The following is a 16,412-nucleotide window of genomic DNA, read 5'->3' as shown; positions in this document are numbered from 1 at the left end:
ATAACCGTCTCGCATGTCGCCTCCGCCCACCGAAGGCTCGGACTCCGCCGGGAGCGGCTCGAGTGACGAGCGCGTCGGAACGGTCCTCTCGGACCGCTACCGCCTCGACTCGCTGTTGGGCGAAGGCGGAATGGGCAAGGTCTACGCGGCCGAGCACGTGATGATGCGCAAGCGGCTCGCGGTGAAGGTGCTGCACCGCGAGCTGACCGCCGTCCCGGAGGTCGTCGCGCGTTTCGAGCGCGAGGCGATGGCCGCCGCGAACATCGAGCACCCCAACGTCGCCGCGGCGACCGACTTCGGCAAGCTCAGCGACGGCTCGGTGTTCCTGGTGCTCGAGTTCGTCCAGGGGCGAAATCTGCGCGACGAGATCGCACAAGGCCCGATGGGTATCGAGCGTGCGCTGTCCATCGCGCGGCAGATAGCCTCGGGGCTCGCAGCGGCTCACGCGCTCGACATCGTTCACCGGGATTTGAAGCCCGAGAACGTGATGTTGGTCGAAAAAGGCGGCGATCCGGACTTCGTGAAGGTCCTCGACTTCGGCATCGCCAAAGTGCCCATCGGCGAGCAGGGCGCAGACGGCAAAGCCGGCAAGCCCATCACCAAGGTGGGCATGGTGTTCGGGACACCCGAGTACATGGCGCCGGAGCAAGCGCTGGGACAGAGCGTGGACGGTCGCGCGGACGTGTATGCGCTCGGCGTGATGCTGTACGAAATGCTGGCGGGCGTGCGCCCGTTCAGCAGCAAGAGCCCCGTCGGCATCCTGGGCCAGCAGCTCTCGAAGAACCCGCCCAGCGTCGGCGACAGGGTTCCGGGCTTGTTCGTGCCGCCCGCCGTGGAGCACCTCTTGCAGCACCTCCTGGCGCGCGAAGCCTCCGAGCGCGTGCAGACCGCTGGCGAGGTCGTGGCGGCCATCGACGCGCTGCTCGGGCCCGCCCCGCAGAGCGGCGCGCGACTGTTCACCATGACCGCCGGCTCACCGCCGTCGTCGCCGGTGAACCTTCGCGTGCAGACCATCCCAGACCTGGACGAGCCGGTTCCGGTCCTGGTTCCGCCGGACGCGATGCGGCACATGCCCTCGTCTCCGGGGCTCGGCCCGGCGTCTTCGCCGGGCATCGCGCTGATCCCGGCGCCGGAGTCGTTTCAGCGAGTGTCGTCGCCGGATGCTCTGGAGGCGGACCTCGAGGAGCCCTCCGTCCCCAGCATCGCCGGTCTGCCTCGCGGGGGCGCCCAGCCCGATCGGTTCCGAGCGGCCGTCGATGACATCGTCCACAAGGTGAAGCACGGCCTGGCCGGCACCTTCGAGTGGATCGACGCACAACGCCCGCGCCTGCCGCCGGCCGTCCGGGAACCGCTCGGGAAGGTCCCCACGCCAGCTCTGCTCGGCGCGTCCCTGGCGCTGCTCGCCGGCGGCGTGCTGGTGTTCGTGCTGATCCTCGGCGCGCTGATCGGCGGCGGGCGGGGCAAGCAGGCCGCGACTACGCCCTCCGCGACCGCTTCGGGAACCGGCGCGGGCCCGACGCCTTCGGCATCGGCGAGCGGTGCGGAGTCGGGCGTGATGGCCAGCGACGACGAGCTCGCGGCGGCCAAGAAGGCCGGTGTGGCGGCGCTCAGCGAGCTCGCCGCCAAGTACCCGAAGGACGTGCGGGTCCTGCTCGCCGCGGCCAAGCTCGAGGTCGCCGACAAGAAGCACACCGACGCGGTGGGTAGCATCGGCAAGGCGCTGGGCGTCGATCCCAGCATCAACGAAAATCCCGAGGTCGCGAGCGTGCTCTGGACCACCGCGCAGGCCAAGGACTCGACGGACGCCACCTTCGCCCTCCTGGAAGGACCGATGGGGTCGCGAGGCGCGGACATGATGCACGATCTGGCGACCACGGAGGGTGTGCGCCGCGAGGTCCGGCAGCGCGCCGATCGCTGGCTCGGCAGCGAAGCGTTCCAGAAGCGCTCGACGCCGGCGCTCAACGTGCTGGTCGCGCTGGAGAAGGCCAAGACCTGCCGCGAGCGCTACGCGCTGCTCCTGCGGGCGAAGAACCAGGGCGACGAGCGCACGCTGGCGCTGCTCAGAAGCTACGAGAAGAAGAGCGGCTGCGGCAAGAAGGGCAACGAGGACTGCAACGAGTGCATGCGCTCGGACAAGCGCCTCGAAGAGGCCGTCGAGGCGGTCAAAGCCCGCAGCAAGACCTGACCCGGCGAGCTCAGGGCCCCGGCTTCCTGCCGAGCTTCGCGTCCTCCAGCGCTCGGTCGATCACCTTCTTCAGCTTGCCGAAGGGCTGCGCACCGCTCACGTGGTAGCCATTGATGACGAAGGCCGGCGTGCCGTCCACGCCGGCGGCCTTGGCCGCGGCTTCGTCCGCCTTGATCGCGCTCTCGTGGGCGTCTTGGTCGAGGGCCGCGCGGAACTTTCGCATGTCGAGCCCGGCCTTCTTCGCGTAGCCCTCCAGAGCCGCGCGGTCCAGGCTCCGCTGATTCGCGAAGAGGATCTCGTGCATCTTCCAGAAGCCGGCGTCGCCCTGCTGGGCGTGGGCTTCCATCGCGGCCATGGCGGCGGGGCGGGCCTCGCGGTGAAACGAAAGCGGCAGGTTCCGCCAGACGATGCGGACTCGGCCCGCGTACTGCTTCTCGACCTGGGCCACGGTCGGCAGCACCCGCGAGCAGAACGGACACTGGAAGTCCGAGAAGAGCTGGACGGTCACCGCCGCCTTGGCGGCTCCCTTGCTGGGGTTGCCTTTGCCCACGCTGGGCGTCGTCTTGGCGAGCTCCAGGGGCTCGCCCGCGCGCCCGTCCTTGATCAGCTCGCCGTACAGGCGCGCGGCAGGCGTGCCGCCCCGTACCATGGCCTCCGCGACGCCGAGCTGCTCGTCGATCAGCTCCTGGAACTTCTCGAGCGGCTGAGCGCCGGAGAGCTTGCGCCCGTTGACGTAGAAGGTGGGCGTGCCTCGGGCGGTGACGTCGTCGGCGAGGTCCATGTCGGCCTGGATGGCCGTCTTGTGCGACTCCTTCGCCAGCGCGGCCTTCACCCGCGCCTCGTTCAGCTTCATCTCCCGGGCGATGGCCAGGAGGTCGTCGTCCTCCAGGTTCGGTGCCGATCGGAACAAGAGCTTGGTCGCCTCCCAGAAGCCCTTGTCGCCCCGCTGCGCGCGGGCCTCCATGGCCAGGACCGCCGCGGGCATGGCGCGCTGGTGGAACGGAAGCGGTTGGTGCTTCCAGACCACGCGCACCTTGCCGGCGTAGCGGCGCAGGAGCTCGTCCACCGTCGCCTGACCGCGCTTGCAGAACGGGCACTGGTAGTCGGAGAACTCGACGATCGTGACCAGTGCGTCGGCGGGGCCGATGCTCGGCGACTTGCCGGTGGGGACCTTCCACACCGTCGTGTCGGGCGGAGCTGGGGCCTTCGCGCGGGGCGCCTCATCGGGCTCGGGCTTCTTGAAGTTCTCCGCCACGCGAGCCGCGTACACCTCGCCGCGAGCCACCCCCTTCATGGCGCCGACCGCGGCGAGCTCGCCGTCCACGCGCTGCTTGAACTCCTCGTAGGGCTGCGCGCCGACCAGGCGCGAGCCGTTGATCAGGAACGCTGGCGTCCCGGACAGCCCCGCTGCCTTGGCCAGCGCGACGTCGGCGTCGATCTTGGCGCGGACCTCCCGCGAGGCCGCCACGCGCAGGAGCGAGCTCCGGTCCACGCCGACCTCCTCCGCCCAGGCGAGCAGGTTGGCGTCGCTCAGCTGCGCCTGGCCGCGGAACAACAGGTCTACGTAGGCGAAGAAGGCTGCCGGTCCCGAGAGCTCGTACACGGCTTGTGCCGCCAAAGCCGCCGGAACCGCGTCCTGGTGGAAAGGTAGCGGGTTGTGCTTGAAGACGACCCGGAGCTTCTGCGGGCCGTACTCGCGCATCAGCTGCTCGACGCGCGGGTGCGCTCGAGAGCAGAAGGGACACTGAAAATCCGTGAACACGACGACCGTGACCGGCGCGTCTCCCGCGCCCCACACGGCATCGCCCGCGTCCACTGGCACGTCGCGGCTGGTGGCGCCGCCGGTGGTGGGCCTCGCCCACGCGCCCTGGCTCTCACCCCGCTGCGCGGCGCTCTCGGGAGTCGTCGTTTTCGCTAGATCGACCTCGGTCGACTTGGATGCCACCCGCGGAGGAGAGCCGGAGCTCCCCCCGCAGGCGACGCCGAGCAGCGCCAGCACGACGATGGTGAAGGCTCGCGCTGCTCGGCTCATCGTCACTTGGCTTCCTTCAGCGCGCGGTTGATCACCTTCTTGAAGGCGGTGAGCGGCTGCGCACCGCTGATGTAGTAGCCGTTGATGACGAACGACGGGGTGCCGCTCACGCCCGCCTTGTTGGCGACCTCGGCGTCCTTCTCGACGCGGGCCTTGTGCTTGCCGCTGTCCATCGCGTCCTTGAACTTCGCCATGTCCAGGCCGAGCTCCTGGGCGATCTTGTCGAGGCCCGGGCGCTTCAGACCGTCCGGCGACCCGGAGGCCTCGAACAGCTTCTCGTGGAACTTCCAGAAACCGGCGTTGCCCTTCTGGGCGTACGCCTCGCGGGCGGCCTGCGCGGCTCCCGGCGCTTCCTGGTGGAACGGCAGCGGCAGGTCACGCCAGACGATCTTGACCTTGTTGCCGTACTCCTTCTCGATCTCGGTGACCGTCGGCTCGACGCGCTTGCAGAACGGGCACTGGTAGTCGCTCCAGAGCTGGATCACGACCTTGGCGTCCTTGCCACCCTTGTAGGCGTTGTCCGCTTCGGGCGGCGGGACGTCCTTCTTCTCCGGCGGCGGGGGCTCCTTGCCCTCCTTCATGATCTCTTCGTAGACCTTCGACTTGGGCGTGCCCTTGTCGACCAGCGCCTTGGCCTTGGCGAGCTCGGCGTCGATGATCTTCTTGAAGCTCTCGAAGGGCTGCGCGCCGCTGAGCTTGCGACCGTTGATGAAGAACGCCGGCGTGCCGCGCGCGTCGAGGTCGGCCGCCTGCTCCATGCTGGCGTCGATCTTGGCCGCGTACTTCTTGGCGTCGATGTCCTTCTTGATCGTGTCCCAGGAGAGGCCGAGCTTCTCGGCGACGGCCTGGAGGTCGGCGTCCTCGAGCTTCGGTGCGCTCTCGAACAGCGCGTGGTGCGCCTCCCAGAAGCCCTTGTCACCCTTGGCTTTGTACGCCGCGGTGGCGACGTAGGCGGCCGGGATGGCGCGCGGGTGGAACGGCAGCGCGTTGTCTTTCCAGACCACGCGCACGTCGTTCTTGTAGGTGTCCACGACCTGCTTCATCGTGTCCTCGACGCGCTTGCAGAACGGGCACTGGTAGTCGGACCACATCACGATGGTGACCAGCGCGTCCTTCGGGCCGAGCACCGGATCGTCCGGGGCGATGTTCACCTTGTAGACGGTGGTGTCCTCGGGCGGCGGCTGCTGCGGCTTCGCCGGCTCGGCGGGGCGCGCGGCCTCGGGTCCCGCGGCGGCGTTCTTCTTGGTCAGCTCGACGTACACCTTCTCCTTGGGCGTGCCGGCCGCGACCAGCTTCTGCGCCTCGGCCAGCTGGGCGTCGATGACCTCCTTGAACTTCTCGAAGGGCTGCGCGCCCACGACGGCGACGCCGTTGATGCGGAACGCCGGGGTGCCGGTCGCGCCCACCTTGTTCGCCATCGCCATGTCTTCATCGACCTTGGCGGCGTACTTCTTGGAGGACATGGCCTCCTTGAACTTCGCCATGTCGACGCCGGCGGCCTGCGCCCACTTGTCGATGTTCTCGGGGGTGAGCGCCTGCTGGTTCGCGAAGGCGCTGTCGTGGAACTTCCAGAAGGCGTCGTTGCCCGCGATGGCGTGGACGGCGGCGGCCGCTTCGTGGGCGGGACGCGCCTCCTTGTGGAAGGGCAGCGGCTGGTGCTTCCAGACGATGCGGACCTTCTGCGGGCCGTAGGTGTCCTTGATCTGCTTGAGCGTCGGTCCGACGCGGCTGCAGAACGGGCACTGGAAGTCGCTGATCTCCACGATGGTGACCGGCGCGTCCGCGTTGCCCCAGCTCGGGTCCTTGCTCGTGACGGGAATGGGCGAGGCACTGTGGTCGAGAGAGCCGGCCTCGGCGCCCTCCGCACTGATCGCGACGCCCTTGCTGCGATCGATGCCCCACATCAGGCCCATCCCTGCCAAAAAGCAGAGGAAGAACCCTACGATTGCTGTTCCTTTGTTCATTTCGATCTCCTGAAGACAATCCTCGAGAAACGAGTCTCCGAGCCGCGCGGGGGACGCCTGCGCTCGGCGGAAGCCGAGACGGCGTCGAGAGCCGCGTGCTCGACGACTGGGTGCCGAGCGATGCCGGCACCAAAGTGCGTTGTGTTGAGGTGGCTCGAGCGCGGTCGAGCCTGGTCCGAGACAACCGGCGCGCGAAGGCTCAGCGGCGAGGCGGTCGGAAGACTCCGTCCGCGAAGCCGGGGCATGTCAGCGCAAGGATGGTGTCGGCGGGGCGCTTCGACCGGCCGCGATCGCGCACCAGCGCGAACGGTTTGGCGGGGGGCGTGCGGTCGAAGCCGTCGGCCGAGATGCTCTGGGGTTGGTCGCGCTCGGGGCTCGGCGCACGGCCGAGCTCGAACTTGCCCTTGCTCCAGCAGGGGCGCCCGGCCCGGGCCTCGCCGCCGTGGATGGGGAAGAGCGGGAACGGCGCCGCGATGCTCTGCGCGTGCTCGTCGCACATCGGAGCGGGCGCCGCTGTGGCCGCGCCACCCACGAGCAGCACCACCAGCGCTGCCAGCAGCGCGACGCCGCGCGCCTGGGCGCGCCGGCAGAGGTGGGTGAACTTGCTCTCGACCATCGAAGCCCGCGGAGTCTACTCCGAGCGACCCGCTCTGGAACCAGGCTCGCGAGTCCGATCTTCCCGCCCGAGCTGACTCATGTCGTTTAGTTGGCCACCTAAGCCTACATTGGCACCATGCGCCCATGTCCGCCGAGCTCTCCGCGCAGAAGTCGACGAAATCGGCCAAGAATCCTGCCGAGGAGGAGGCCGAGGTCCTGCCCCGGCGCTTCGGACGCCTGACGCTGCTCCGACTGATGGCCCGGGGCGGGATGGGCGAGGTGTACCTGGCCGCGACCGGCGCCATCGAAGGCGCCGAGCGACCCTGCGTGGTCAAGATCATCCGGCGCGAGCACGCCGGAGACCGCTCCTTCCTGGCGCGCTTCCTGGACGAGGCGCGGATCCAGGCGCAGCTCCAGCACCCGGGAGTCGCGCAGATCCTGGAGGCCTCCACCGACGGCAGCGGGCAGCCCTTCGTCGTGGTCGAGCACGTCGAGGGGCGGAACCTCGGCGAGGTGCGCAACCGGGCTCAGCAGCTCGGCGCGCGGATCAGCTGGCCGGAGGCGCTGGCCATCGGCGTGATCATGGCCGAAGCGCTCGCGCACGTGCACGAGCGAACCGACGCCTCGGGACGCCCCCTCGAGATCGTGCATCGCGACCTCAGCCCGCAGAACGTGATGCTGGGCTACGGCGGCGATCTGAAGCTGATCGACTTCGGCACGGCGCGTGGTGAGAACCGCCGCTGCCACACCGTCGCGGGCATCGTCTTCGCCAAGCCGGGCTACGTCGCCCCCGAGGTCGCCAACAATACCCCCGGTGGCGTTCCTGCGGACCTCTACGCCTTCGGCATCATGCTCTGGGAGCTGGTGGTGGGACGCCGCTTCCTCAGCGGCGAGGCGTCGGAGCACATGGCGGCGGTCGGTGCCGGCAAGAAGAACCCCACGGCGGTGGCGCAGCTCTGCGACGCTCCCCCCGAGCTCGACTCGATCATCGCTCGGCTGACCGCGACCCAGATCGAGGATCGCTATCCGTCGGCGCGCGAAGCGCTCACGGATCTGGTGGAGCTGATGAAACGAGCTCCGAGCCTGCCGAACGGCGAGCGCGGCGTCCGCGCGCGCATCGGGCAGCTGATGCAGCGGCTCTACCCTGCGGAGCCCGCCCGCAGCCGGGGCGAGTTCGTGCGCTTGGTGGCCCAGGCTCGCAAGATCGAAAAGCCCCGACTCGTGCTGCCGCCGCCGTCACCGACGCCGCCGCCCGCCGACCAGGACCCCTCGCTCTTGCCGGGAACCCGCTACCGCCTGCTGGGCGAAATCGGCGCGGGCGCCATGGGGGTCGTACACGAGGCCTATCACGTGGATCTCGGGCGGCGCCTAGCGGTCAAGGTCCTGTCGCCGGAGCAGTCTTCGAGCGCCGCCTCCGACCGCCTGCGCGCTGAAGCCCGAGCCATCGCCCGCGTCGAGCACGAGAACCTGGTTCGGCTGGTGGACTTCGGCATCTCGAGCGACGGCCGGGCCTTCTATGCGATGGAGTTCCTCGAAGGCGAGACCCTCGACCGGCGCATCGCCCGCGGCGAGGAGCTCGGCTGGCGCGAGGTCGCTCGCCTCGGCGTGCAGGCCTGCGCGGCCCTCGAGGCCGCCCACGCGGCCGGTGTGGTCCACCGCGACATCAAGCCCGCCAACCTGTTCTTGACCTGCGCCGGCACGCTGAAGCTCCTGGACTTCGGCGTCGCGAAGCTCGCGCGTGGCATCGAGACCGAGTCGCTGGACGGCGAGGCGCTCGTGGTGATCGGAACGCCCGAGTACATGGCGCCCGAGCAGGCCCGCGGTGGCGAGTCAGACGACCGCAGCGATCTCTACGCCCTCGGTGCCGTGCTCTACGAGCTGGTCACCGGACGACTGCCCTTCGAGGCGCCGAGCACGGTCGCGCTCTTGGACGAAAAAACGAAGACGAAGCCCGAGGCGCCGCGCCTCCGAGCCCCACAGAGAGGAATACCGACGATGCTGGACAAGACCATCTCCAAGGCCATGGAGCCGAGCTCCGACGACCGGTTCCAGAGCGCAGAGGAAATGCGCCAGGCGCTCGAGGCGGCGCTCCGAGAGCCGGAGGAGAAGCGCCGCCGGCGCCGCCGCATCGGAATCGGTGTGGTCGGGGCTTTGGTCCTGTGCGCCGGAATTTTCGGCGGCGTCGCAGCCGCCAAGCCGGACGTGCGCGGTCGCGCATGGGCGGCGGCCAAGCCGATGATCGATCGTCTCAAAGGCGCGCCGACGGAGGTCGCTGCTGCGGCGCCCGCCGAGGAGGCGGAGGTGGCGGAGGAGCCGGCGCCCACCGGCGAAGAGCCAGCGGCGGTGCCTGTCGAGGAGGCCAGCGACGAAGCGAGCGAGCCGACGGCCGAGGAGGCGAAGGCCGAGCCCGCTCCAGCTGAAGCCGCCGAGGAGGAGACCGCGAAGCCCGAAGCGGAGGTCGCGAAGGCCGAGCCGGAGCCGGAGAAGAAGGAAGAGAAGAGCGCCGCTTCCGACGACGAGATGTTCAGCGCCCAGCCCGTCCAGGGCGAGAGCGGCGACAAGGTCGAGGGACTGCTCGCCGCGGCCCAGGAGCTCGTGCAGAGCGGCAAGAAGATCAAGGCCCTGAACGAGTACCGGAAGATCGGCAAGAAGCACCGCAAGGATCCGAGGGCGCTCAAGGCATGGAGCGAGGCCGCCGCGCAGATGAAGGGCTATGGCGAGGCGCTGCGCGTCGCGAAGCGCTGGGCAGACGTGGACAAGAGCATCGAGGCGCGCATCTTCCTGGCCAGCATGCAGCGGAAGGTGGGCAAGCGCGAGGACGCGATCAAGACGCTGAACGCGCTCCTCCAAGAGCGCCCGGGCTGTCAGGAAGCGCGCAGCATGCTCAAGGGTCTCTCCCCAGAGGCTCGCGTCGCGCAGAAGTAGCGCGCGCTCCAGCCTCGACTTGCGCAGTCTTGCCATGATCAGATCACGACCATCAGGAGCGGCGAAGACCCACGGAAACTGCCGGCGAGGCCGGCGGATGCTTCCTCGTCCCGCGGGATGGGTCGCGACTCTCTCGCAGGTCACGCTTCCGGGCTAACCTCGACGAGACGCTCGCGCAGCGGGTTTTTTGCGGCGCGAAAGTTCGTGGGTGCGAAAACCCGGCGTCGAGGGGCGCCGGGTTTTCTCCATTCGGAATGCGCGCTGGACAGCCCGGCCCGTTGGCCTTAAGAGCCCGGGCTCGCCTGGGTCACGATGGCCGCTCCGGTACAATCAGCCGTCCAGCTCGACACCACCGGCTCTCCCTACAAGGTGGTGCTCAAGCTCGCGACGCCCACCGTCCTGGCGATGCTCACCCAGAGCGTCGTCAACGAAGTGGACATCGTCTTCTTCTCTTGGCTGCCCTGCCCGGAGTCGTCGAACGCGCAGGCCGCGCTCCTGCCTTCGCTGATCCTGCTCTGGCTCTTCGGCGGCTCGCTCTCGGCCATCTCGGTGGGCACCCAGGCGCTGGCGGCCCGGCGCTTCGCGCAGCAGAAGAACGCCGACGCGGGGGCCGTGCTGGTCAACTCCTGGTTCTTCTCGCTGACCGCCGGCATCGTCTTCACGGTCGGCGGCTACCTCAGCTTGCCCTACGTCCTGGGAGCCTTGATCAAGGTGCCGGAGGTGCGGGAAGCGGCGACGGCGTACCTGCACTGGCGGCTGCTCGGCATCGTCAGCATGGCGATGACCTTCAGCTTCAAGTCCTTCTTCGACGGCATCGGAAAGACTCACGTACACATGGTGAGCGCGATCGTGATGAACGCGCTGAACATCGTGCTCTGCCTGATCTTCATCTTCGGCCGCTTCGGCGCCCCGCGCATGGGCATCGCCGGCGCCGGCCTCGCCGGCTTCGTCTCGACCTGGTTCGGACTGCTCATCATGATCGGCTGGGCCGCGTTCACGAAGTACCGTCAGCCGTTCGGACCGTTCGCCCTGGGCAAGCTACAGAAGTCGCTGACCTGGGACATCTTGAAGCTCTCCATCCCGAGCGCGGTCGCCACGGTCGCCGTGATGAGCGGCTTCGCGTTGTTCGCCATGATCGTGAGCAAGCTCGACGCCATCGCGGGGACGACGGCGTTGGTGAACCCGGCGTGTCCCGGCGGGCAGGCCGAAGCGGTGAACAGCGCCGCGACCACGGTGATCGTGGGCGTGCTCAAGCTGACCTTCACCGCCTGTCTCGCCTTCGGGACCTCGACCGCGACGCTGGTGAGCCAGTCCCTGGGCGCAGGTAACCCGGAGAAGGCCGCGCGCTTCGGCTGGGTCAGCGTGCGCTTGGGCCTCGTGATCTTCGGCGTGGTCGGCCTGCTCGAGGGGGTGATCTTCCCGACCCAGATCCTCTCGGTCGTGAGCCAAAGCCCGCCGGTCATCGAGGCTGCGCTCTTGCCCATGCGCGTCATGGGCATCTGCACGCCGGCCATCGCGGTGGGCATGATCCTGACCCAGGCGCTGTTCGGCGCGGGCAACACGCGCTTCGTGATGATCGTGGAGCTGATCCTCCACTTCATGTGTCTGGTGCCGCTGGCCTGGGTGCTCGGCATCACCCTGGGCTTCGGCCTGATCGGCATCTGGAGCGCGGCGGTGACCTACGTGGTGCTGCTCACGGTGGTGATGGTCTGGAAGTTCAAGAGCGGCGACTGGAAGGCCATCAAGATATGAGCGCCTCGCTCGCAGACCGGGTCGGCACCGCCATGGCGAGCGCCCTTCTGAAGAAGGGCTACGCGGAGCTCACGCCAGTGCAGGAGGCGGTGCTCGGGCCGGAGCTCGCGGGCCACGACGTGCGGCTCTCGTCGCAGACCGGGTCGGGCAAGACGGTGGCCATCGGCCTGCTCCTGCGCGAAGCAGTGGAGGCCCACGCCTCGCGCACGGTGCGCCTCGCGCCGCCGGTGGCGCTGGTGGTCACTCCGACGCGCGAGCTGGCCAAGCAGGTCGAGGAAGAGCTCGGCTGGCTGTTTTCGCCCTACGGCGTGGCGGTCACCTCCGTGACCGGCGGTGCTTCCTACCGGGACGAACGCCGGGCGCTCAGCGGCTCGCCCGCCGTGGTGGTGGGGACACCGGGACGCCTGCTCGACCACCTGGGCCGCGGCGCGCTCTCGCTCGCAGGTCTCCACGCCGTCGTGCTCGACGAGGCGGATCGCATGCTCGACATGGGCTTCCGCGACGACATCGAGGCCATCTTCGCCCAGGCCCCGGAAGGGCGTCGTACCCACCTGGTGAGCGCGACCTTTCCCCGAGAGGTCAAGGCGCTGGCGGACAGCGTGCAACACGAGCCGCGCGAGGTCTTCGGCTCTCCGCGTGGCGCCGCCAACCTCGACATCGAGCACGTGGTCCACGTGATCGACGCGCGGGATCGCTTCGACGCGCTGGTCAACTTGCTCCTGGCCCACCCGGACGAGCAGATGTTGGTCTTCGCCCGCACCCGCGCCGACGTCGCGCACGTGACCTCCGAGCTGATGCAGGCCGGCTTCATGGTCAGCTCCCTGTCGGGCGAGATGGAGCAGGCGGAGCGCAATCGGGCGCTCGCTGCCTTCAAGACCGGCCGCTACCGCGCCCTGATCGCCACGGACGTCGCAGCTCGCGGCATCGACGTGGCCGGCATCGCCCGCGTGATCCACTTCGAGCCGCCGAACGACCGCGACAGCTACACGCACCGGAGCGGCCGCACCGGGCGCGCCGGGCGCAAAGGGGTGAGCTCGATTCTGGTCGCGCCCGCCGGGCTCTCGCGCGCGCTCTCGCTGCTCACGCGGCTGGGCCTGGAGCCGCGCTTCGAGCCCATCCCGGGTCCGGAGGAGATCCGCGCGCTCGGTGGGGCGCGCTGGTACGACGACCTCACCGCCGACGATCCCGACGGGATCGTGGTGCCCTTCGAGGCCGCGACCTGGGCCTTGGCCAAGAGCTTGGCGGCCCATCCGAGCGTGGTCCGGGTGATCGCCCGGCTCCTGGTGCGGGCAGGCCAGATGGGGCCGACCGAGCCCCGCGAGCTCGCCCAGCCCGATCCGGAGTCGCTCCGGCGCCGCTACGGCAGCGCCGGCGGCAAGCCCCCGCGGGCCCAGCGCCAGGCGACTGAGTGGGTGAGCTTCCACGTTTCCTGGGGAGAGGAACGCGGCGCCGATCCGCGCCGCCTCCTGGCGCTGTCGTGCCGGCGCGGGCAAATCCGTGGCAGCGACGTCGGCAGCATCCGCGTGCTCCGGCGGCATTCCATCGTCGATGTCACGGCCGCGGCCGCCGGTGACTTCGCCACCCACGCCTGCCGGCCCGATCCGCGGGAGCCGCACATCCAGATCCGGCCCATGACCGGCGCCGAGAGTCAGCGCCCGACCGCGCCCCGGCGCGGCCCGCCGCCGCGCCACTTCGATCGGAAGAAGAAGCCGCCGAAGCGCTGAAGGCTACTTCAGCATCTCGTCGAGCATCTGGTCTTCGTCGTCGTCCTCGCCCTTCTTCGGGGCCTCGGCGTCCTTCGCGGCGTCCTTCTTGTCGCCGCCCATCATCTCGTCGAGCATGTCCTGGTCGTCGTCGTCGCCCGTCGGGGCGGCGCTCGGGTCGGGGGTGGGCTCGTCCGGCGTGGGCTGATCGGGAGTCGGCTCCTCGGGCGCCTTGATCTCCTTGCCCGCGCCCCACTTCTCCTTGTCCTCCTTGCTGCAAGGCAGGGGGTTGTTCCGGTCCTCCTGCACGCACTCCATCATCCAGGCGTCTCGCGGGGGCTCGCCGTGCTCGGCGGCCTTGGCCTTCGCGGCCTTGATGTCGCCTTCGATCGCGAACGTCGAGAGCTTGGGCGTGGTCATGAGGATGATCAGACCGACGACCAGGATGGCGATGAAAGGCACCGCGATCCGGTACAGGTGCACCATCGGCTTGTTGAACCTGAAGCTGGTCACGAACAAGTTCTGGCCGAGCGGCGGGCTCAGGTAGGCGATCTCGAGGTTGAGGAGGAACATCATCGCCAGGTGGAACGGCGAGAGGCCGAACTGCGCGGCGAAGGGGATCAGCAGCGGGACTGCGACGAGGATGGCGCTGAAGCCGTCCATCACCATGCCCTGGATGTACAGGAACACGTTGAGCGCGATCAGGAAGTGCCAGGGCTTGGTCACGCCCATGCCCGTGACCCAGTCGAAGATCTGCTGCGGGATCTTCTCGTTGATGATGTAGTTGGTCAGCGCCATCGCCATCGCCATGATCAGGATGATGGCGCCGGCCAGGGCGATGGAGCTCCGAGCGATGCGCGGGATGTCCCGCAGCGTCAGGTCCTTGTAGACGAAGATCTCGATGGTCACGACGTAGAGCGCTGCCAGCGCCGCGACCTCGTCGATGTCCGTGAGCCCCGTGAACAGTCCGCCCAGGATCAAGAACGGGATCCCGAGCTCCCATTTGACGTACCAGAGGCTCGAGCCCATTTCCGAGAGGTTGGGCTTGGTGCGGGGGATTTTGGCCTTCACGCCCACGTAGGCGGCATGCACGCCGAGCAGCGCGACGACCAACAGGCCGGGGATAACCGCCGCCTTGAAGGCCTTGGTGAAGTCGATGCCGGCGACCAGGGAGTAGACCAGGATGGGCAACGAAGGCGGCAAGAGCAGGCCCAGCGAGCCGCCGGTCATGACCACGCCGAGCGCGTAGTCCTTGGGGTAGCCGCGCTTGAGCAGCGCCGGATACAGGAGGGCGCCGATGGCCACGATGGTCACCGCGCTGCCGCCCGTCAGGGTCGTGAAGAAGGCGCTGGCGACGATGCAGACGATGGCCAACCCACCGGGCATCCAGCCGAAGAAGGCGTTCGACGCGCGCACGATGCGCTCCGGCGTCCGCGACTCGGCCATCGTGTAGCCGATGAAGGTGAAGAGCGGGACGGTAACCATGATGGGCGAGCCGACGAAGCGCTCGTCGAGCACGTCCGGGGCCAAGAAGCGCATGAAACGCTGGCCCTCCTCCGGGTGGCTCAGCCAGGCGAGCTGCGTCGCTCCGGCCATGACCGCGAACACGGGCGCGCCCAGGAGCGCGAACACGATGACGAAGAGCAGGATGATCATGTGCCCTGCTCCTCGGGTTTGTCGCCTTGGTCGTCGACGTCCTCGTCGTGTCGCCGCTTGATCTCGTCGGCGGCCGACTCGAAGTTGACGCTGAAGTGCCCGCTCAGCGCCAGGAGCGAGAGCAGCACGAAGCGGAAGACCAGCACGAACAGACCGAAGGGGAAGACCAGGTTCGCCGACTTGATCAGATCCCCGCGGGGCTCACCCTTCTCCGGGATGACCACGATGGGCGAGCGCTTCATGTCGGCGGTGATCTCGAGCAGCTTGGCCTTGTCCGCGCCGTAACGCTCCGCGAAGCCCGCGTCGCGGATCCAGCCGTTCCACTCCTCGCTGCCCAGCCACTCCGCGTAGCGCTCACCGGCGACGACGTGGGGCAGCGACTTCAGATCGAGCGCGATCTGCTTTCTGAGCATGAAGGCGTGCTCGCCCATGCCCTTGGTCACCGTGGAGACCTTCTCCGCCGGCCGAGCCTCGGCCTTGGCGTTGAAGTCGTCGATGGCGATGTGGTCGAAGAAGCCCCAGCCGGCCACGCCGCAGATGAAGGCCGTGGAGAGCCAACCGACGACCATCACGTACAGGCGAGCCTTGGGCCGCACGAAGCGCGTGAGCAGGTCGATGTTGATGTGCTTGCCGGAGGCGGTGGCCAGGGAGCCGCCGAGCAGCGCCAGGAGCAGCGTGAGGCGCGTCCCCAGGCCGCGCAGGCCGCCGAACAACGTGAGCGTCGAAGCCTGCTGGAACCAGTTGAGCATGTTGGATGCCCACTCCACGCCGACGTTGCCCCAGAGCTTTCCGGTCGCGATGCCGAGGACGACGCCGCTGATGGCCGCCACGCGCTGCAGCGACTTCTTCTGCTTGCGCATCGCGAGGAAGCCGACGCCTCCCAACACCACCGCCCCGGTGAGCATGCGGAACACCACGCCAGCCTTGCTGGCGCCGTCCGCCGAGGTGGACAGACCCTTGAGGCCGACCCAGAGCGAGAGCACCAGGACCTCGAGCACGAGGACGACGGTGCAGAGGAAGATCTCCCACTTGGTCCACCCCGCGTCGAGGCGCACCAACGGCAGGCCCCAGGCCGCGGGCTTCCTCGAGCTGGTCTCCGGGTCCACCTCGACCTTCGGCATCGCTGGCCTTTGCCCCGCGTCCGCCGGCTTGGCGCCCACCTCGGACGCCGCCGCTGCCGGCTCGGCGTCCTCGTCGGTCTCGTCGGCCTTCGGCGCATCGGCGTCGCTGGCCCCGGCGTCCTTCTGAGCCTCGGCCTCGTCGGACTTGGCGTCCTTCTGAGGCGCAGCTTCGTCGGACTTGGCGTCCTCCTTCGCCGCAGCTTCGTCGGACTTGGCGTCCTCCTTCGCCGCAGCTTCGTCGGACTTGGCGTCCTTCTGAGGCGCAGCTTCGTCGGACTTGGCGTCCCTCTGAGGCGCAGCTTCGTCGGACTTGGCGTCCGTCGGAGCAGCGGCCGCGTCGGAGTTGGCGTTCTTCTGAGGCGCGGCTTCGTCGGACTTGGCGCCGGCCGCGTCTTGCTTCTGCGCCTCGGCCTCGTCCCGCTCGTCGCGGTCGTCCTGGTCGGTCATCCCTGACCGCGGACGTTACCAGGAACCCGG

The 16,412-nt window shown here is 68.9% G+C and carries 9 protein-coding genes; 4 read left to right on the top strand and 5 right to left on the bottom strand.

Going from position 1 to position 16,412, the window contains the following annotated elements:
- Positions 1-13 precede the first annotated feature (13 nt).
- Positions 14-2,185: a protein kinase gene (locus tag HS104_28775; GenBank protein MBE7483948.1), complete on the top strand. Its 2,172-nt coding sequence runs from the start codon at positions 14-16 to the stop codon at positions 2,183-2,185.
- A gap of 10 nt (positions 2,186-2,195) precedes the next feature.
- On the opposite strand, the gene HS104_28770 is transcribed toward HS104_28775, so the two are convergent.
- The 3 genes from HS104_28770 to HS104_28760 all read right to left on the bottom strand — a co-directional run bounded on the left by HS104_28770 (position 2,196) and on the right by HS104_28760 (position 6,797).
- Positions 2,196-4,217, bottom strand: a complete 2,022-nt coding sequence (locus HS104_28770) for a thioredoxin domain-containing protein (GenBank protein ID MBE7483947.1) — start codon at positions 4,215-4,217, stop codon at positions 2,196-2,198.
- 2 nt (positions 4,218-4,219) lie between these two features.
- A complete protein-coding gene (locus HS104_28765) occupies positions 4,220-6,181 on the bottom strand; it encodes a thioredoxin domain-containing protein (protein ID MBE7483946.1) in 1,962 nt (653 codons plus the stop codon).
- 199 nt (positions 6,182-6,380) lie between these two features.
- Positions 6,381-6,797 carry a hypothetical protein gene (locus HS104_28760; GenBank protein ID MBE7483945.1) on the bottom strand — a complete coding sequence of 139 codons (417 nt, stop codon included), beginning with the start codon at positions 6,795-6,797 and terminating at the stop codon, positions 6,381-6,383.
- A gap of 125 nt (positions 6,798-6,922) precedes the next feature.
- Between HS104_28760 and HS104_28755 the strand changes: the two genes are divergently transcribed.
- The 3 genes from HS104_28755 to HS104_28745 all read left to right on the top strand — a co-directional run bounded on the left by HS104_28755 (position 6,923) and on the right by HS104_28745 (position 13,179).
- Positions 6,923-9,703, top strand: a complete 2,781-nt coding sequence (locus HS104_28755) for a protein kinase (GenBank protein ID MBE7483944.1) — start codon at positions 6,923-6,925, stop codon at positions 9,701-9,703.
- 312 nt (positions 9,704-10,015) lie between these two features.
- Positions 10,016-11,455 carry an MATE family efflux transporter gene (locus tag HS104_28750; GenBank protein ID MBE7483943.1) on the top strand — a complete coding sequence of 480 codons (1,440 nt, stop codon included), beginning with the start codon at positions 10,016-10,018 and terminating at the stop codon, positions 11,453-11,455.
- Complete coding sequence (locus HS104_28745; GenBank protein ID MBE7483942.1) at positions 11,452-13,179, top strand: DEAD/DEAH box helicase; 1,728 nt, start codon at positions 11,452-11,454, stop codon at positions 13,177-13,179. The genes HS104_28750 and HS104_28745 overlap by 4 nt, the downstream gene beginning before the upstream one ends.
- A 3-nt stretch (positions 13,180-13,182) precedes the next feature.
- On the opposite strand, the gene HS104_28740 is transcribed toward HS104_28745, so the two are convergent.
- Both HS104_28740 and HS104_28735 read right to left on the bottom strand, forming a co-directional pair.
- Positions 13,183-14,814: a TRAP transporter large permease gene (locus HS104_28740; protein ID MBE7483941.1), complete on the bottom strand. Its 1,632-nt coding sequence runs from the start codon at positions 14,812-14,814 to the stop codon at positions 13,183-13,185.
- The gene (locus tag HS104_28735; protein MBE7483940.1) at positions 14,811-16,382 is read right to left on the bottom strand and encodes a TRAP transporter small permease subunit; all 1,572 of its coding nucleotides are present in this window, start codon (positions 16,380-16,382) and stop codon (positions 14,811-14,813) included. The genes HS104_28740 and HS104_28735 overlap by 4 nt, the downstream gene beginning before the upstream one ends.
- Positions 16,383-16,412: the final 30 nt, after the last annotated feature.

This window comes from Polyangiaceae bacterium, assembly GCA_015075635.1.
GTDB lineage: Bacteria > Myxococcota_A > Polyangia > Polyangiales > Polyangiaceae > JADJKB01.
The sequence above is the reverse complement of the archived record's forward strand: the minus strand, read 5'-3'. Positions and strand labels throughout refer to the sequence as shown.